This window comes from Herbiconiux sp. A18JL235, from assembly GCF_040939305.1.
Classification (GTDB): domain Bacteria; phylum Actinomycetota; class Actinomycetes; order Actinomycetales; family Microbacteriaceae; genus Herbiconiux.
In genome coordinates, this window is record NZ_CP162511.1 from 253,650 (window position 1) to 270,313 (window position 16,664).

Below are 16,664 nucleotides of genomic sequence, written 5' to 3' on the forward strand. Positions count from 1 at the left end.
GTGAGGCGGCGCTTTGCGCCCATTCGATGGCGGGCGGGAACAGGCGCGGAGGTCGGGTGGTTGGGAGTGGTGTGAGTGACGGGATGCGGCGGGCGACCGTCGTGGTGATCGGGGCGGGGCAGGCGGGGCTCTCGGCGGCGTACCACCTGCAGCGGCGCGGATTCACGAGCGCTCTCGAGCCTGCGCCGGGCTCGAATGCCCGCACGAGCCTGCCCGCGAGCGCCGACGCCGCCCCGGAACGCACCTTCGTGGTGCTCGATGCGAACGCCGCGCCGGGTGGCGCCTGGCAGCACCGCTGGGAGTCGCTCACGATGGCGACCGTGAACGGCATCTTCGACCTGCCCGGGCTCGCCAAGCCCCCGATCGACCCGGCGGAGCCCAGCCGCACCGCCGTGCCCCGCTACTTCGCCGAGTACGAGCGGCTGAACGGGTTCCCGATCCTCCGCCCTGTGACGGTGACCGCCGTGCGCCGCGCCGACGCCGACCCGCGCGGCGACCTCGTCGTCGAGAGCTCGGCGGGCGAGTGGCGGGCGGCCCATGTCGTGAACGCGACGGGAACGTGGACGAACCCCGTGCATCCGCTCTACCCCGGTAGCGGCACCTTCCTCGGGCGCCAGCTGCACACCGCCGACTACGTCGACCTCGAGCAGTTCCGCGGGCACCGGGTGGCGGTCGTGGGCGGCGGCATCTCGGCGGTGCAGCAGCTCGAGGAGATCTCGCGGGTGGCGACGACTGCCTGGTACACCCGGCGCGAGCCCGTCTTCCTCGACGGCGAATTCGAACCCGAGACGACCGGGCGCGACACGATCGCCCGCGTCACCGCCGATGTCGAGGCGGGCAGGCCGGCGAGCAGCGTCGTGTCGTACACCGGGCTCGGCTGGACTCCCTACACCCGCGCCGCCCGCGACCGCGGCGTGCTCGTGCGTCGCCCGATGTTCACCCGCATCGAGCCGTACGGGGTGCGCGAGGCCGACGGCAGCTTCACCTCGGTCGACACGATCGTGTGGGCGACGGGCTTCCGGGCCGCACTCGCGCACCTCGACGGGCTCGGGCTGCGCAACGAGCTCGGCGGCATCGCGATGACCGGAACCGAGACGGTGGCGGATGCGCGCATCCACCTCATCGGATTCGGCCCCTCCCAGTCGACGGTCGGTGCGAACCGCGCGGGGCGCCAGGCCGTGGCGGCGATCGTGCGCGACCTCGCGGGCGTCCGCGTCGGGGCATCCCCGCAACCCGAGACCTCTCCTAGGGTGAAGCCATGACGAATGACGAAGCGACGGCCGCGCACCCCGACGAACCGCACCGGGGCGGCGTGGCGCAGCGCCTCAACTGGCTGCGGGCCGGCGTTCTCGGGGCGAACGACGGCATCGTGTCGGTCGCCGCGATCGTGGTGGGTGTGGCGGGTGCGACCACCGCGACGGGGCCCATCCTCACGGCGGGCGTCGCCGGGCTGGTCGGCGGCGCGATCTCGATGGCGCTCGGCGAGTACGTGTCCGTGAGCAGCCAGAGTGACAGCGAGCGCGCGCTCATCGCCAAGGAGAAGCAGGAGCTCCTCGACATGCCCGAGCAGGAGCTCGACGAGCTCACCGAGCTCTACCGCGCCCAGGGTCTCAGCGACCAGACCGCACGCCAGGTCGCCATCGAGCTCACCGAGAAGGATGCGCTGCGCGCCCACCTCGCCGCCGAGCTCAACATCGACCAGGACGACGTGGTGAGCCCCTGGCACGCGGCGGCGGCGTCGGCGGCGGCGTTCACGATCGGGGCCATCCTGCCGATGCTCGCCATCCTGCTGCCGCCGCCCGAGCTGCGGGTGCCGGTGACCTTCGTGGCAGTGCTGCTCGCCCTCGCGATCACGGGCGCCGTCTCCGCCCAGATCGGCGGCAGCTCGCGCCGCCGCGCCACCCTGCGCGTCGTCATCGGCGGCGCCCTGGCGCTCGCCGCCACCTACGGCATCGGCGCGCTCCTCGGCGCCTCGGGCGTGGTGTGAGCGGATCCCTCGCCCGACTTCAGTCGAGGGCCGACTCGACAGCGGACTGGGCGTCGTCGAGCGTGCTCCGCACGTCGGCTTTCTCCAGCAGGATCTTCGACATGGCCGTGGAGAGGATGTCGGCGATCTCGGTGGAGTCGTACGGGGCCGCCATCACCGCGGAGTCGAGTGAGGGCAACCAGGTCTCGTTCCAGTCGACGACCCGTGCTGCGGCTTCGGGGGACTCGGCGACATCGAGGCGCCCGTTGAACTGCCCGAGCTCCATGTAGTCGACCCCCGCGTCGCTCAGGAACCTCACGAATTTCCAGGCTGCATCTTGGTTCTTCGACGCTGTCGGCACGACGAACCCGTAGCCGTACCCGGGTGAGACGCTGCCCGCGGGGCCAGCCGGCCAGGGGAAGGCCTGCACTCTGGGGGAGACGAGTGGCTCTTTGAGAGCGCCGGTCATCCAGGTGCCGCCGGTGAGCATCATGGCAGCCTGCCCGTTGACGAACGCACCCCGATCGTCGCCGGAGTCGGAGGTGTTGAGCGTGGGCACCGCGGCCTGGCAGTCGTACACCAGCCGCTGCAGAGTCGAGTAGGCCTCGACCACCTCGTCGCTCGTGAGGTTCGGCTGATCGAGATCATCGCCGGAGAACAGATCGCCGCCGAACCCCCGCACGAAACCGTCGACGAAGGTGTACTGCACGTCGCTAGCGAGAGGCAGCGTGAGCTCGACGTGCGTGATCTGGCCGTTTGCGTCTTTCTTCAGCAGCTTCGGTCCGGCCTCGCACACCTCATCCCAGGTCGTGGGCACATCGAGGCCCGCGTCGCTGAACGCCTGAGTGTCGACCCAGGCCAGATAGTTGGCGAACGACTCCGGTACGCCGAAGTAGCTTCCGTCGGCAGCGCGGTAGGGCTCGATGGCGTTCGGGATGTAGGCGTCGACCACGTCATCCTGCGAGGTGTATCCCATCGCCTCCACGTCGACCGGGGTGATGGCTCCGTCGGAGTTCAGTTGCAAGGCGATGGCCCGGCCTGCTTGGAACACGTCGGGCGGATTCCCTCCGGCCAGCTGGGTTCGGAACGTGCCGTCCATCTGACCGCCGGGCACAGGTACGTTCTCGACCGTGATGCCGGGGTTCTGCTGCTCGAACTCGACGATGAGATCGTCGATGATCGTGCGCTGCTCCTCGCCGGCGAACAGATTCATGAAGCGGATGCTCTGACCACCGCCCTGTTCCGTCGACGGTGCGCAGGCCGTGAATCCTGTGATGCCCAGTGCGGCGACGGCGGCGGCGGCGATGACGCGCTTGCTCTCCATGGGGGTCCCTTCGGGCTCGGTGTGTGCGATGACTCTCATCTCGCCCTAGCATCGGCAGCACCCGTCCTTCTGTCAACAGACAACTGAAAACTGTTGACAAAAAAATTCCACAAGAGCAGACTCCACAGATGCACCGCTCGACATCGCGCACACCGAGAAGACGGAGCTTCCTCGCCGTCATGCTCATCCCGACCGTGGTGTACTTCGCAGTCTGGATGCTCGCTCCCACGGTCTACGGAGTCGTCCTCAGCTTCACCGAATCGTCACTCGCCGGCCGGGTCGACTTCGTCGGTGTCGAGAACTACGTCGGCCTCGCGGCGGACAAGCAGTTCCTCGGCTCGCTCTGGACGACAGCCGCGTACACGCTCCAGGTGGTCGGCCCTTGCCTCATCCTCGCCGTGATCATGGGCCGCCTGCTCACCGCGCGCACGCGCCTCAATTCGGTCTTCATGACGGTCTTCTTCATCCCGTTCGTTCTGCCGGGCGTCGCGATCGGCATCGTCTTCGTGCTGCTCTTCCAGCAGTACGGGCTGGTCAATCAGATCGCGGGTGGCGACCATGCGTGGCTGAGCGACGCGCGTACCGCACTGATCGTGGTGTCGGCGGCGACGATCTGGTCGATGGTGGGGTACTACACGATCATCTTCGCTGCGGGCTACCAGCAGATCCCGCCCGAGATCACCGAGGCGGCCACCATCGACGGCGCCGGCGCCGTGCGCCGCTTCTTCTCCATCGAGCTGCCGCTGTTGCGGCCGACCCTCATCTTCGCTCTGGTCACCTCGGTCGCCGCCGTGCTCACCGACTTCGGGATGCCGTTCATCATGACGCAGGGTGGCCCCGCCGACGCCACTCTGACCCTCCCGTTGTTGATCTACAACCAGTCGTTCATGTACGGAGCGGTCGGCAAGAGTTCCGCGATGGCGGTCGTGCTGCTGATCGCAGCGGTGGCTCTCACGATCGTGATCGTGCGCGCGACCCGAGAGCGAGTGAGACGAGAGCGAGTAACGCGATGAAGAGACACCTTCCGCCGTTCATCGGCATCCTGTTCCTCTGCGGCATGGCCGTACTCACCTGCGTGCCCCTGCTCTGGGCGCTGTCGGGCTCGTTCCAGACGAACTCTTCGCTCGCGGCCACCCCGTACAGCTGGTTCCCTCCCGAACCCTCGCCGCAGAACTATGCCGATGCCGTGTCAGTGGGCAATTCGGGGCGAGCGATCCTGAACAGCCTCGTGGTTGCGCTGATCATCTCCTCGGTGGGCGTGGTGGTCGCCCAGATGGCGGGCTACGTGCTGGCCAAGCACCGCTTCCTCGGGCGTGATCTGCTGTTCTGGACCATCGTCTCGACCATGCTCATCCCGTTCCCGGCGATCATGGTGCCGGTGTTCATCATCGCCCGCTCGTTCGGTCTGGTCGACTCGCTCGCGGGTCTCATCCTCCCCGGTCTCATCGCCTCATCGACGGTCTTCTTCATGCGGCAGTACATGCAGGGCCTTCCTGACGAACTGCTCGAGAGCGCCCGCGTCGACGGCGCCGGCGAATGGACGACCTATTGGCGAATCGTGTTCCCCCTCGCATGGCCGGTGCTGATCTCGATGGCGTTGCTCACGTTCGTCGGCAGCTGGAACAACTTCCTCTGGCCGCTGGTCGTCATCCAGTCGCCCGAGAACATGACCATCCCCCTCGCGATGAACTCTTTCAAGGGTCAGTACTTCAACAACAATGTCGTGATGCTCGCGATGTCGGTGCTCGCGACCCTGCCCGTCGTGGTGCTCTTCCTGCTCGGCCGGCGACGCATCCTCGACTCGGTGATGGTGAGTGGCGGGCTGAAGTAGCCGGGCCTGGCGAGGCGGAGGGCCGACTCCCTCGGGGAGCCGGCCCTCCGCCTGCGTGGTGAGATCAGGCGACGACGATCTGCAAGCCTCCACCGTTGTGGATGATGAGGTTGTAGTGAGTCCCGTCGGGAGAGTAGAACGGCACGTCGTTGACGGTGACGTCGTAGGCAGCGCCGTTCGACTTCTTGCCATGGAACCAGGTGTTCTGCACGATGACGTTGCCCCGCCGGGATGACGCGACCTTCTCTGCCGCCCAATCCTCCAGGTCGCTCTTGTCGACGATGACGCGGTAGCCGGTGGCCTGGTCGAGGCCGTTCACGATGTACGATCCGGCGACGTCGATCACCCCGTCGAGCCGATGAGCGTTGATCTCGGTGAGAAGCAACCGGCCGGTCGCGCCCGGCGCGATCTCGAACATGTTCTTCGAGACGTCTCCGCTGTAGCCGCCGGTGATGTACGACACGGACGCCTTGCCCTCGAGTCGCCCCCAGGTACCGCCGACCTCGATCACGCAGTTGCTGATCTCGAAGTCGGACCCCTTGAACCCCACCCCTTCGCCCGAACCGGTCTTCAGCAGCTCGCAGTCGTAGATGCGAAGGAGGCATCCGGCGTCGGTGACGTAGAAGCAGTAGGCGTCAGCCCAGCGGTAGGGGTTGTTCGGCACCTGGGCCCACTCGTACTCGCCGCAGTCGAGGTTGCCGCCGATGATCGTGAGGATTCCGTTGGTCTGGTTGTAGACCAGGCAGTTCTGAACACAGAGGAAGTTCGCGTCGTAGATGGTGTTCTCGCTCTGCGGACAGTCGATGACGGTCTCGCCGAGATGCGAGCCGTAGACCATTCCCACCAGGAACGCCTGGATCTCGAGGCCGTAGACAGTGTTCCACTCGGCCGAACGCTGGGCCGTTCGTGAGAGCCAGTGCACTCCGCAGCGGTAGTTCACGTTGAAGTCCGACTTCACCTTGACGTTGTAGAGCCGCAGCTTCTTGCCCGAGATCTCGAGAACGCAGTCCTTCATGGCGGCTGAGTCGCTCGCGGTGCTGATTCCGATGAGCCAGTAGCCGTTGAAGTCGATCTGCTGGTAGTGGGTGGGTGTCGCCGGCCAGTAGTCGACGTTCATGCTCACCGATTTCACGTGGTAGTCCCGGGTGAAGATGACCGTCTTGCCCGAGTCGAACGCCGCTTGCACCGCGGCGGTGTCGTCGGGGTCGGAGGGGTTCTTGAAGAAGTCGGGCGTGACAGCGCGGCCGGCGAACTCCGAGTCGATGGCGTCGAGATCTCCGTTCACCCCGGCGGCCGTGAGCGGGTCTTCTTTGAGCAGCTTCATGTTCGCGGTCACTGAGCTCGACAGCGCCGATGCCGGGCGAGCGCCGGTCAGGGCCATCGCGCCGCCGCCGGCCGCCGCGGCGAGAGCGCCGAGGGCGAATCGTCGGTTCACCGGTTCCGCAGCGCGACGCCGCAGCGCCCCCTGCTGATGATCTTCTTGTAGCACAGTCGTACCTCCTTGTTCGACGAGAAATGTCATTGCGGGATGCACGCTCCGTCCGGTCTCGCCGGCATCACGGGTGAGCCCGTCCCGGCCACTATGAGCTACATTCGTATTACTGTCAACAGTTATCTGGAGTGCTTCCATGTCCAAAACCTCACTGTCCACCGACGCTGCGCCCGCCCCTGCGGGGGCTTACAGTCAAGCGGTGGTCGCGAACGGCTTCGTCTTCACGGCGGGCCTCGGGCCGCACGATCCAGCGACCGGTGCCGTGCCCGCGGGGATCGCGGCGCAGACTCGCGCGACACTTGAGAACATCTCCGCGATTCTCCGGGAGTGCGGGTGCGTGCTCGATGACGCCGTGAAGGTCACGGTCCATCTCGCCGATCTTGCCGACTTCGTCGAATACGACAAGGTCTTCGGCACGTTCTTCTCGCATCCGCGACCTGTTCGCACCACGGTGGGCTCGCAGCTCGCCGGCATCCTGGTGGAAATAGATGTCGTCGCTGCGCTGCCTGTCGCCGCGACGACGGAAGCCGCCGCAGTCGAGGAAACGTCTACCGTGTTGTAATCTGTCGACAGAAATAACGACGTAGGTGGGAGAGACCATGGCGCTGAAGCCGGTGAGCAACGAATCCCTGCGAGGCCGGGTTGCGGCAAGCATCAGGGAGAGCATCCTCGACGGCTCGCTGCCACCCGGCGCGAAGCTCACCGAGCCCGAACTCGCCCGCCAGCTCGAGACCAGCCGCGGCCCCATTCGCGAGGCCCTCCGCGACCTCGAACAGGAGGGGCTCGTACGCAGTCAGGCGCACCGGAGTGTGCGAGTCGTCGAGATCACTCGCGAGGAGGTGCTCGAGGTGCTGGTCCCCATCCGCCTGGTCATCGAGGAATACGCGTTCCGGCGCGCACTCACCCATCTCACCGCCTCGGACTTCGAGACCCTCGACTCCCTGGTCGCGGAGATGGAGGGCGTCGCCGCGGCCGGCGACGCCGAAGCGCTCGGCGACCTCGACGTCGAGTTCCACCGTTTCGTCATCGACCGGGCCGGCCAAGAGCAGTGCGCGCAGATCTGGCGGTCGCTGCAGCCTCGAATCCGTGCCCACTTCCGCAAAGAGCAGAAGACACAGCGCCTCGATGATGTGGTCGACGAGCACGTGCTCTTGCTCGATGCTCTGAAGGCGGGCGACGACCAGCTGGTGGTCGAGCGCGTGCGTGAGCACGTGATGACCTTCCCGAGCCATCACCAAGGCGAGGTGCCGGCCTGAGTGCGGTGACGGCTCCGTCCGAGTCGGCTCCCACCGCGGCGGACGCCGACTGGACGGTGGTGACCGGTGCCGCGTCCGGAATCGGTCGTGCGGTCGCGCTCGACCGGGCGGGCGTCGGGGGCAGGCTCGCGCTGCTCGACATCGACCGGGAGGGCCTCGTCGCCGTTGAGGCGGAAGCTCGAGCGGCAGGCGCCTCCGATGTGAGGATCTGGCTGTGCGATGTCTCCGACGAGGAGCGCGTGGTCGAGGTGTTCGGTGAGGTGGCCGCTGCCGGCCCGATCACCGCAGTCTTCTCGAACGCCGGCATCGAGCGCAACGCCCCGGCTCACCGGATGGACCGGGAGACATGGCGGCGTGTGCTGGAGATCAATCTCGACGGGTGCTTCTACGTCTGCCGAGCCGCGGTGTCGGCGATGCTGGTGACGGGAGGTGGCTCCATCGTCTGCACCTCGTCCCCTGCGGCGTTCCAGGGCTTCGTAGCCGGCGGAAATGCCGCCTACGCCGCTTCGAAGGGCGGTCTGGGAGCGCTCGTGAGGTCGCTCGCCGTCGACTACGCCGGGTGTGGCATTCGTGTGAATGCGGTGGTGCCCGGTGCCGTCGATACCCCCATCCTCGTGGCGGAGGTGGACGAAGCCCAGGTCGACGCCGCCAGGAAGAGGATGGCTGCTGACGCGCGTGAGCAGATCCCGTTGGGGCGGATGGGGCGACCGGAGGAGATCGCCAAGGCTGTCGGGTGGCTTTTCAGCGACGATTCCTCCTACGTCACCGGCACTCATCTCGTCTGTGATGGCGGTCTACTGGCCAGGAGTGCGAACACCTTCTGACGCAGAACATTGCTACTGTTGACAGAATTCGCCTCGCTCCGCCGAGCTGGTGACGACTCCGCCGGACTAGCCGGCCGACCATCGAAGGAGACGCATGCATTCGCGACGGATCGAGCAGTTGCTCGAGAGCATGTCGCTCGACGAGAAGCTCGGGCAACTCAACATGCCCCTGTCGATCGAGGTGGGCGCTGAGCCCGGTGCCCCGCTGCCGCCCGCTGACGCTGACGAGATCGAGGCATTCGCGCGGGGTGAGTTCCATCCCGATCTAGGCCCCGGGGGCGGCTTCTTCCAGCTTTCCAACCTCGCAGGCGCGACCGCTGAGACCCAGGCACGGTTCTTCAACGAGCTCCAGGCTGTCGCGGCGCGCACCCGGCTCGGTGTGCCGGTACTGCAGATCGCCGAAGGAACCCATGGATTCTCGGCACCCGGAGCCACGATCTTCCCCGAGGGACCTGCGCTCGGCAGCAGCTGGAACCCCGCGCTGGTGCGCGAGGTCTACGCGGCCGTGGCCCGGGAGGCACGGTCCGTCGGGGTGCATGTGTTGTGCACGCTGGTCATTGAACCGACGCGCGACCCTCGACTCGGTCGTTCGTGCGAGGGATATACGGAAGACCCCTACCTGGCCTCCGTCTACGCGGCGGCGATCGTCGCCGGGGCGCAGGGGGACGACCTCAGCGATCCGGAATCCGCAGGGGTGGTGCTCTGTCACTTCCCCGGGCAGAGCCAACCGGAGTCTGGCCTCGAGCGTGGGGCCATGCACATCTCCGAACGTCAGCTGCGCTCGGTGTTCCTGCCTCCGTGGGAGCGCGGTCTACGCGAAGGCAAGGCGCTGTCGGTCATGGCGACCTACGCTGCCATCGATGGGATGCCCACACATGGTTCGACCGCGCTGCTCACCGATCTGCTGCGAGAGGAACTCGCCTTCGAGGGGATCGTGCTGAGTGAGGGGTACGGCTTCAAGACCCTCGTCTACGAGGGTGTCGCCGCCGACCAGAAGGAGGCGGGCCGGCTGGCGATCACGGCAGGCGTCGACGTCAACATCACGTACGAAGAGGCGTACCTCTCGCCGCTGAAGCGTCTGGTGCTGGAGGGTGCGATCGACGAGACGCTCATCGATCGCGCCGTCTCGAGGGTGCTCTCAGTGAAGGAGCGACTCGGGTTGTTCGAGAACGCGACGGTCGACCCCGAGCGGGCACGGGCGGTGCTGGGCTGCGAGGCGCACGCCGACCTCGCTCTGCGCGCGGCGCGTGAGTCGATCGTGCTGCTGCGCAACCGCGACGGCGTGCTCCCGCTCGACCGCGACGGGCTCCGCATCGCCGTCATCGGGCCGAACGCCGACAACGCCCTCAACCAGCTCGGCGACTACACGATGGCGTGGCAGGGGTTGCCGATCGACCGGCAGCTGGTGTCGGTGCTCGAGGGCATCCGATCTCAGGCGGCCCCCGGGGCAGAGGTGGTGTACGCGCGTGGGTGCGCCATCACCGGCGACGACCGGAGCGGCTTCGCCGAGGCCGTCGCCGCCGCGCGTGAGGCCGACGTCGCCGTCGTCGTCGTGGGTGAGCAGATCGGCGGGCCGTTCCCAGACGACCCCGCCATGTGGCCCACCGTCGGAGAGGGGGCGGATGTCGCCGACCTGGATCTGAGCGGTGTGCAGGAGGAACTCGTGCTCGCCGTGCACGAGACCGGAACGCCCGTCGTCGTCGTGCTCGTGAACGGGCGGCCGCTGTCGATCCCACGCATCGACGAGACCGCTGCGGCCATCGTCGAGGCTTGGTTGCCCGGGGAGGCGGGCGGCCGGGCCGTCGCCGACATCCTGTTCGGCAGCCACGAACCGATGGGGCGCATGTCGCTGTCGGTGCCCCGTCACGCGGGCCAGCTGCCGGTGCACTACAACCACGACGCCGCGAAGACCTTCCAGTCGGAGCTCGCTCAGCGGTACGTGGACATGCCCTACACGCCCCTCTACGTCTTCGGCGAAGGTCTGGCGTACACCGAGTTCTCGCTCGAGGGGCTCACCCTTGCGGCCGTGGGGGATGACGCCTTCCTCGCGGTATCGTTCACCGTGACCAACACCGGCTCGCGTGCAGGTCATGCCGTGCCCCAGATCTACGTGCGCGACCTGGTCTCATCGAGCGTGCCGCTCAGTCGCGAACTGGCGGGATTCGCATCGGTGCTTCTCGCGCCCGGCGAGTCGCGCCTGCTGACGGTCGGACTCGATGAACGGGCTTTCGCGACTCTGCAGCCCGACGGGAGCTGGGTCGTCGAGCCGGGTGAGTTCATCGTGATGGCGTGCTGGTCGAGCGCGGAGACGGTGGTGTCCTTGCGCGTGTCTGCGGAACTCAGCGGCGAGATCGTCACCTTCTCGACCTCCGAGTGCGGGTCTGTCTCGTGACGACGAACGGCTGGAAGGCCGGGGTCGCCCGTGCCGACATCACCCCCGACCTCGGCCTGGCGATGGACGGGTACCTGGGGCGCGGTCCTGCTACCGGTATCGGTGCACCTCTGACCGCCACGGCGCTAGCGCTCTCCGCAGGGCGCGAGGTGGGGGCCGAGCCGCAGGCGAGATCGGAGAGCTCTGCCACGGTGATCGTCTGCTGCGATCTTCTCTGCCTGTCGTCGACGACTCTCGAGCGGGTGCGGGAATCGCTACGCGCCCAGCCCGACCTGGAGGTCGACCTCTTGCTGAGCTGCTCCCACACCCACACCGGCCCGGTGACGGAGGGGCATGACCTGCTCGGAGTCGCGCGCGACGCCCGCTCGGCGGACTACCTCGACGTCTTGGTCGGTGCCCTCGCCGACCTCGTGGTCGCAGCCGTCGACGCCCTGGAGCCCGCGACCGTCTCCTACGCGAGGGCCGAGGCCGCGATCGGTGTGAACCGCCGGCGACGCGATGCGTACGGAACGGTTCACATGGAGCCCAATCCCGACGGCGACTACGATCCGCGCGTCGACGTGCTCCGCGTCGATCGGTGCCATCCGGTCGCTCCGCTTGCGGTGGTCATGAACGCAGCGTGCCACGCGGTGTCACTCGGCGACCTGTGGCGACAGTGGCATCCCGACTTCCCAGGGGTCGCTCGCGATCTCGTCGAGGCGGAGACCGGCGCCGTCGCGCTGTTCGTCCAGGGAGCGGCCGGCGATGTCAACTCATTGCTCTTCGGCCACGACGCGGCGAATCCCGAGATCCTCGGCACCCGGTTGGGAGAAGCGGTCGTCGACGCCTGGCGTGGAGCGTCCGCCTTGCAGCCCATGGCGCCCGTGAACCATGCGCTCAGCCGTTCGGTCGTATTGCCCCGCCTCCGGCCTGCCACCGTCGAAGAGGCCGACGCCAGGGTGATGGCGCTCGAGCGCGAGCTCGCGCTCATCGAAGCCGACGCTCCCGACGACCCGAAATACCTCCGCTGGGCGCAGGTGCGCCTGCAGAACGCCCGAGCGGGACGCGACGGGGCTCGTGGGGGAGCATCCGAGTCGTTCGTCGAGGAGCTCACCGCCGTCGCCCTCGACCGCGATACAGCGATCGTCACGGCCCCAGGAGAGGTCTTTACCGCGCTCGCCGTCCGCATCAGGGCCCGGAGCCCGTTCGTCAACCTGTTCTATGCGGGGTACACCAACGGGAGCGTCTATTACGTCCCCACGCGCGAGGCCTATGCAGAGGGCGGCTACGAGATTGAGAGTGCCTGCTTCGTGGCACCCGAGGCCGGTGAGTCGCTCGTGGAGGCAACGGTGGAGCTGCTCGAGCAGCTCCACCGTTCCCTCTGAAATCCGTCAGGGTGTCAGAGCTTCTGCGTCTGAGGGAAACCCTCGAGAAGAAATGCCCGGGCGAAGGCGATGCCACGCTCGACCGCGGCATCGGCAAGGCGGCTCCCCAGTTCGAGGTCTGCCCGTGAAGGATCTCCCAGAGCGCCGTCGGAGGAGAGCTCGTCGAACCGCAGCGGCACGTCGAAGCGTGCCGTCGGCGGCGCGACGAGCGGTTCGAGCCCGGGGTAGACCGCGGGCCCCGGGCGGTCGTAGCGGACGATCTGCGGGCAGAGGGCGAGCGCGAGCGAGGTCTCGATCTCGCAGGCATGGTTGTGGGCCCCTCGGCCCTCCATCTCCTCGGCGATGATGTCTCCGATCACGGTGGCCCACATCATGTGCGCCACCATGATGTCGACGTCACGCCTCACCGCGCGGGCCGCGAGCCGCACCGCGTCGACATTCCCGCCATGCCCGTTGACGACGAGGATCCGATCGACGCCATGGGCAGCGAGCGACTCGACGATGTCGACGACGACGGCCTGGAACGTCGCGGGCCGGAGGGTGAGGGTTCCGGCGAAGCGGAGGTGGTGCTCTGAGATGCCGTATGGCATCGGGGGGCACACGATCGCTGGCTCGCCGAGCCCCGCGGCGATGCGCTCGGCCATGGCCGTGGCGATGGAGATGTCGGTGCGGAGTTCGAGGTGAGGTCCGTGCTGCTCGATCGCCCCGACCGGGAGGAGAGCGAGTCGCGCCTGGGCGAACAGCTCGCCGGCCTCCGTGGTGGTGTGCTGAGCGAGGTGGCGTGTTGTCGTCATGTCCGGTCTCCTGTCGTGTTCGGGCGGGTCACCGTGCATCCCAGACCGGATGCACGTGAGCGCGCTCGTAGAGCTGCGCGAAGTCGAGGCCCCCGTCGTCGTCGCGGAGCTCCAGCGTGGCGCCCCGTTCCTGCACCGGAAGCGTGCCGTCGTTCTCGCAGAAGGCCCAGAGCTGCTGCATCGACGTGGTGTGCACGCGTCGGCCGTCGGCGAGCCGGAAGGTCAGCAGCCGCCGCCGCGGGTGGAGGGGATCGGCACCGTCATCGACACGCAGACTCTCGACGAGCTGCTCGTCGAGCTCGACGCCGAGACCCGGCGCCTCGGGAACACGCAGGAAGCCGCCCGCGATCTGGAGCGGTTCGCGTAGCAGGTCGTGAGCGAAGGTGTTCATCGCGGTGACGGCGGGCCAGCGGGCGTGCGTCAGCACGGAGCCGAGGTGCGCCGCGAGGGCGGTGGTGAGTCCCGTTCCCACCATCTGCAGCCAGCAGCTCTTGTTGAAGGCTGCGGCGAGAGTGGCTTGGCGAAGACTCTCGGTCACGCCCACCCCGGCCACGACGAATCCGTCGAGTGCGTCGTCGCGCATCCAGAGCGGGAAGAGAACGGGGTCGAAGTGCTCGGCCAGAGGGGTCGCGATCTTCTGACGCACCTCCCGATGCCCCATGACATCGGTGCGCGCGATGGGGCTCTCGACGATGCCGAGGCGGCCGCTCTGTTCGAGCGACCTGATGACGGGCACGGCCTGGGCGGGGGAGAGGAGGAAGGAGTTCCAGTCCACGTCGACGAGGAACCCCTCCGGCGTCGCCGCGGAGACCGAGGCGACCTGATCGTGCACGTCGAACCACGGCCGTGCCTTGAACTTCTGGCTGAGATAGCCGGCAGCCACCGCGGATGCCGCCTCCTCCGCCAGGAGCGCGGGGGGCACATCGGTGTTCCACCAAGCGATCGGGCACCACTCCCGAACACGCTGGCGCGCGAGAAGGCGGTTCGCAGGCACGCCGAGGGCCTTGCCGACGAGATCGAGCAGTGCCATCTGGAGGCCGGCACCCAAGTTGTCATCGGCGAGGAGTTCCATCGGGTCGCCCTGGCGCACCCGCTCGACCGCAGCATCGGTGACACGTGCCCAGGAGTACTCGACGATGGTCTCGCCGATGCCCATGACATCGGGGTCGTCGGTGGTGATGCGGATGAGCTCGACCTGCTGCCAGTCGGAGATGAGCACGGAGTTCCACCGCGCCACGCTCGACCTGAACGGGACCCGCAACACGATGCGCTCCACCTCGCGGATGCGCGGCAACGCGCCGCGCAGACGCGCTGAGGAGGGCGGCGACGGGCGGTGGGGGAGATGGGTCATGTTCGCCTCTCGGACACGGTGTCGAAGCCAAATGTTGTATCTGTTGACAGATTACAATACGCTGACGACACATCACGGACTGCGATCGACGCTAGCGACAACGGCGCCGACAGCTGATGCCGCACACCGCAGTGCTCGACCCCACCGACCCGGCCCCACGAGCTGCGAAAGACCGAAGGAGGTGTCGGATGCCCGAATCCGCCCTGGCAGACCGAGCCGAGACCGCGACGGCGGCTCCACAGCGAGGCGACGCCTCGCTCGTGAAGAACCCTGAATCGGCGTTCGATGCCTCCCGTCGCCGCAGCTACCGTGTGTTCGTCTTCCCCGCGGTCATCGTGTTCGTGCTGATCCTCGTGCTGCCGACCCTGTTCACCATCGCCAGCAGCTTCACCAGCTGGTCGGGCAGTGGGGCCATGACCTTCGTCGGCTTCGACAACTACGCACGCATGTTCCGCGACCCCAAGTTCCTCGTCGCAGTGGGAAACACGTTCTGGATCGTCGTCGGCGTGGGCGTTCTGGTGTACGCCATCAGCTTCGGGCTCACGCTGGTTCTTCAGAACGCCCTGGGGCGCAAGGCGATCCGGTCGATCATCTTCTTCCCGACGCTCATCCCCGGCATCGTCATCTCGATCCTGTGGGGGTTCCTGTTCAACCCCGATGGCCTCATCAACGGGTTCCTGCGCATCATCGGGGTCGTCGACCCGCCGCCCTGGCTCGGCAGCAGCCTCATCTTCCCGACGATCCTCCTCGGCATGACCTGGCTGAGTGTAGGCATGTACACGATCATCTTGCTGTCCGCGGCCGATCGCATTCCGCCGGAGTACTACGAGGTGGCCGATCTCGCCGGGGCCTCAGCTCTTCAGCGCTTCCGCTACGTCACCCTCCCGCTCATGTGGGACGTCGTGAGCGTCACCGCCGTGCTGTGGTGCATCACCTCGCTCAAGACCTTCGAGTTCCTGCTCACCTTCTCGTCGACGTCGGGAACCCTTCCCGACACCGGCATCTGGAACCTGGCGGTGTACTCCTACGCCGCAGCGTTCCCCGCCGGGGGCGTCGCCAACTTCGGCGCTTCCGCGGCGTGCGGCGTCATCATGCTGCTGCTCGCGCTGGTGCTCACCATCCTGGTCCGCCGCATCATGCGAGGAGACGACATTGAGTATTGAGACCACCCTCCTTCCCCTCGCCGAACAGCGGCCCGAGCCGGTGGGTCGCCGCCGCCGGCGCGGTCGGCGCACCGGTATCCGAGTCGTGCTCATCCCCTTCGCCTGGTCGCTCGCGATCTTCGATGTCGCGGTGCTGCTCTGGGTGTTCCTCGGCTCCTTCAAGACGACGCGCGAACTGCTCTTCGACCCGTGGGGGCTCCCGGCGTCGCCGCAGGTGCAGAACTACGTCGACGCCTGGAATTCGGCCAATCTCGGCGCAGGCATCTTCAACTCGGTCGTGCTCGTGCTCGGCTGCAGCCTCGCCACGATCCTCCTCTCCGCGCCGGCGGCCTATGCGCTCTCGCGATTCCGTCGCCCGAGCGCGGGGATGCTCACCGTGGTCCTGGTGCTCGGCCTCGGTGTCCCGGCTCAGGCGGTGTTCATCCCCCTCTACGTGGCCTTCGACCGCATCGGCCTCACCGACTCGGTGTTCGGGCTGTTCGTCATCTACACCGGTCTTGCCATCCCGTTCACGGTGTTCCTGCTCACCGGATTCTTCCGCTCCCTCCCCAAGGAACTGGAGGAGGCTGCAGCGCTCGACGGTCTCAAACCCGGGCGCACCTTCTGGACCATCATGTTGCCGCTCACCCGCTCGGGGCTCGTCACCGTCTTCATCCTGAACGCCATCTCGTTCTGGGGAGAGACCTTCTTCGCCATCGTGTTCCTCCGGCAGGAGACCACGATCTCGGTCTCACTGCTGCAGTTCGTGAAGACCATGCAGTACACCGGCGCGCGTTGGGACGTGCTCTTCGCGGGCATCGTGCTCGTGCTCCTACCCCTGCTCGTCGTCTACATCTGGGCCGGTTCCAAGATCGTCGAAGGCATCGCCGCCGGCTACGGCAAGTGACCGGCCACCCGACCCACCGCA

Annotated in this window: 15 protein-coding genes; 11 read left to right on the forward strand and 4 right to left on the reverse strand. The window is 67.3% G+C overall.

The features are described 5' to 3' along the window. Positions 1–83: 83 nt before the first annotated feature. Together ABFY20_RS01265 and ABFY20_RS01270 are read left to right on the forward strand one after the other, a co-directional pair. Positions 84–1,262, forward strand: coding sequence for an NAD(P)-binding domain-containing protein (locus tag ABFY20_RS01265; protein WP_368499844.1), 1,179 nt, complete (start codon positions 84–86; stop codon positions 1,260–1,262). After that, complete coding sequence (locus ABFY20_RS01270) at positions 1,259–1,987, forward strand: VIT family protein (protein ID WP_368498137.1); 729 nt, start codon at positions 1,259–1,261, stop codon at positions 1,985–1,987. The genes ABFY20_RS01265 and ABFY20_RS01270 overlap by 4 nt, the downstream gene beginning before the upstream one ends. A 19-nt stretch (positions 1,988–2,006) precedes the next feature. Here ABFY20_RS01270 and ABFY20_RS01275 read toward each other — a convergent pair whose 3' ends face one another. Further along, positions 2,007–3,290 carry an ABC transporter substrate-binding protein gene (locus ABFY20_RS01275; RefSeq protein ID WP_368498138.1) on the reverse strand — a complete coding sequence of 428 codons (1,284 nt, stop codon included), beginning with the start codon at positions 3,288–3,290 and terminating at the stop codon, positions 2,007–2,009. A 179-nt stretch (positions 3,291–3,469) separates the two neighbouring features. On the opposite strand from ABFY20_RS01275, the gene ABFY20_RS01280 reads away from it, so the two are divergent. Next, positions 3,470–4,303 (forward strand): carbohydrate ABC transporter permease, encoded by an 834-nt coding sequence (locus ABFY20_RS01280; protein WP_368498139.1) that lies wholly within the window; start codon positions 3,470–3,472, stop codon positions 4,301–4,303. Next, positions 4,300–5,121, forward strand: coding sequence for a carbohydrate ABC transporter permease (locus tag ABFY20_RS01285; RefSeq protein ID WP_368498140.1), 822 nt, complete (start codon positions 4,300–4,302; stop codon positions 5,119–5,121). The genes ABFY20_RS01280 and ABFY20_RS01285 overlap by 4 nt, the downstream gene beginning before the upstream one ends. 64 nt (positions 5,122–5,185) lie before the next feature. Here ABFY20_RS01285 and ABFY20_RS01290 read toward each other — a convergent pair whose 3' ends face one another. Then, entirely contained in the window at positions 5,186–6,556 is a 1,371-nt protein-coding gene (locus ABFY20_RS01290; protein ID WP_368498141.1) for a hypothetical protein, read from the reverse strand. A gap of 193 nt (positions 6,557–6,749) precedes the next feature. Between ABFY20_RS01290 and ABFY20_RS01295 the strand changes: the two genes are divergently transcribed. From ABFY20_RS01295 to ABFY20_RS01315, 5 genes are all read left to right on the forward strand, one after another. Continuing rightward, positions 6,750–7,175, forward strand: a complete 426-nt coding sequence (locus ABFY20_RS01295) for a RidA family protein (protein ID WP_368498142.1) — start codon at positions 6,750–6,752, stop codon at positions 7,173–7,175. A 37-nt stretch (positions 7,176–7,212) separates the two neighbouring features. Next, the gene (locus ABFY20_RS01300) at positions 7,213–7,869 is read left to right on the forward strand and encodes a GntR family transcriptional regulator (protein WP_368498143.1); all 657 of its coding nucleotides are present in this window, start codon (positions 7,213–7,215) and stop codon (positions 7,867–7,869) included. Positions 7,870–7,874: 5 nt separating this feature from the next. Further along, positions 7,875–8,693 carry an SDR family NAD(P)-dependent oxidoreductase gene (locus tag ABFY20_RS01305; RefSeq protein WP_368498144.1) on the forward strand — a complete coding sequence of 273 codons (819 nt, stop codon included), beginning with the start codon at positions 7,875–7,877 and terminating at the stop codon, positions 8,691–8,693. A gap of 94 nt (positions 8,694–8,787) precedes the next feature. Further along, positions 8,788–11,085 (forward strand): glycoside hydrolase family 3 C-terminal domain-containing protein, encoded by a 2,298-nt coding sequence (locus tag ABFY20_RS01310; RefSeq protein WP_368498145.1) that lies wholly within the window; start codon positions 8,788–8,790, stop codon positions 11,083–11,085. Then, positions 11,082–12,449, forward strand: a complete 1,368-nt coding sequence (locus tag ABFY20_RS01315) for a hypothetical protein (RefSeq protein WP_368498146.1) — start codon at positions 11,082–11,084, stop codon at positions 12,447–12,449. The genes ABFY20_RS01310 and ABFY20_RS01315 overlap by 4 nt, the downstream gene beginning before the upstream one ends. Positions 12,450–12,463: 14 nt before the next feature. On the opposite strand, the gene ABFY20_RS01320 is transcribed toward ABFY20_RS01315, so the two are convergent. Together ABFY20_RS01320 and ABFY20_RS01325 are read right to left on the reverse strand one after the other, a co-directional pair. Beyond that, positions 12,464–13,243, reverse strand: a complete 780-nt coding sequence (locus ABFY20_RS01320) for a creatininase family protein (protein ID WP_368498147.1) — start codon at positions 13,241–13,243, stop codon at positions 12,464–12,466. A 28-nt stretch (positions 13,244–13,271) separates the two neighbouring features. Continuing rightward, positions 13,272–14,594, reverse strand: coding sequence for a mandelate racemase/muconate lactonizing enzyme family protein (locus ABFY20_RS01325; RefSeq protein WP_368498148.1), 1,323 nt, complete (start codon positions 14,592–14,594; stop codon positions 13,272–13,274). A gap of 188 nt (positions 14,595–14,782) precedes the next feature. On the opposite strand from ABFY20_RS01325, the gene ABFY20_RS01330 reads away from it, so the two are divergent. Both ABFY20_RS01330 and ABFY20_RS01335 read left to right on the forward strand, forming a co-directional pair. Then, positions 14,783–15,757 carry a carbohydrate ABC transporter permease gene (locus ABFY20_RS01330; RefSeq protein WP_368498149.1) on the forward strand — a complete coding sequence of 325 codons (975 nt, stop codon included), beginning with the start codon at positions 14,783–14,785 and terminating at the stop codon, positions 15,755–15,757. After that, entirely contained in the window at positions 15,747–16,643 is an 897-nt protein-coding gene (locus ABFY20_RS01335) for a carbohydrate ABC transporter permease (protein ID WP_368498150.1), read from the forward strand. Before ABFY20_RS01330 ends, ABFY20_RS01335 begins: the two co-directional genes overlap by 11 nt. Positions 16,644–16,664 lie beyond the last annotated feature (21 nt).

Excerpts from the sequence above, each read along its gene's own strand:
- ABFY20_RS01265 (WP_368499844.1), top strand. The coding sequence starts at position 84 with ATGCGGCGGGCGACCGTCGTGGTGATCGGGGCGGGGCAGGCGGGGCTC.
- ABFY20_RS01270 (WP_368498137.1), top strand. The coding sequence starts at position 1,259 with ATGACGAATGACGAAGCGACGGCCGCGCACCCCGACGAACCGCACCGG.
- ABFY20_RS01275 (WP_368498138.1), bottom strand. The coding sequence starts at position 3,290 with ATGGAGAGCAAGCGCGTCATCGCCGCCGCCGCCGTCGCCGCACTGGGC.
- ABFY20_RS01280 (WP_368498139.1), top strand. The coding sequence starts at position 3,470 with ATGCTCATCCCGACCGTGGTGTACTTCGCAGTCTGGATGCTCGCTCCC.
- ABFY20_RS01285 (WP_368498140.1), top strand. The coding sequence starts at position 4,300 with ATGAAGAGACACCTTCCGCCGTTCATCGGCATCCTGTTCCTCTGCGGC.
- ABFY20_RS01295 (WP_368498142.1), top strand. The coding sequence starts at position 6,750 with ATGTCCAAAACCTCACTGTCCACCGACGCTGCGCCCGCCCCTGCGGGG.
- ABFY20_RS01300 (WP_368498143.1), top strand. The coding sequence starts at position 7,213 with ATGGCGCTGAAGCCGGTGAGCAACGAATCCCTGCGAGGCCGGGTTGCG.
- ABFY20_RS01310 (WP_368498145.1), top strand. The coding sequence starts at position 8,788 with ATGCATTCGCGACGGATCGAGCAGTTGCTCGAGAGCATGTCGCTCGAC.
- ABFY20_RS01320 (WP_368498147.1), bottom strand. The coding sequence starts at position 13,243 with ATGACGACAACACGCCACCTCGCTCAGCACACCACCACGGAGGCCGGC.
- ABFY20_RS01325 (WP_368498148.1), bottom strand. The coding sequence starts at position 14,594 with ATGACCCATCTCCCCCACCGCCCGTCGCCGCCCTCCTCAGCGCGTCTG.
- ABFY20_RS01330 (WP_368498149.1), top strand. The coding sequence starts at position 14,783 with ATGCCCGAATCCGCCCTGGCAGACCGAGCCGAGACCGCGACGGCGGCT.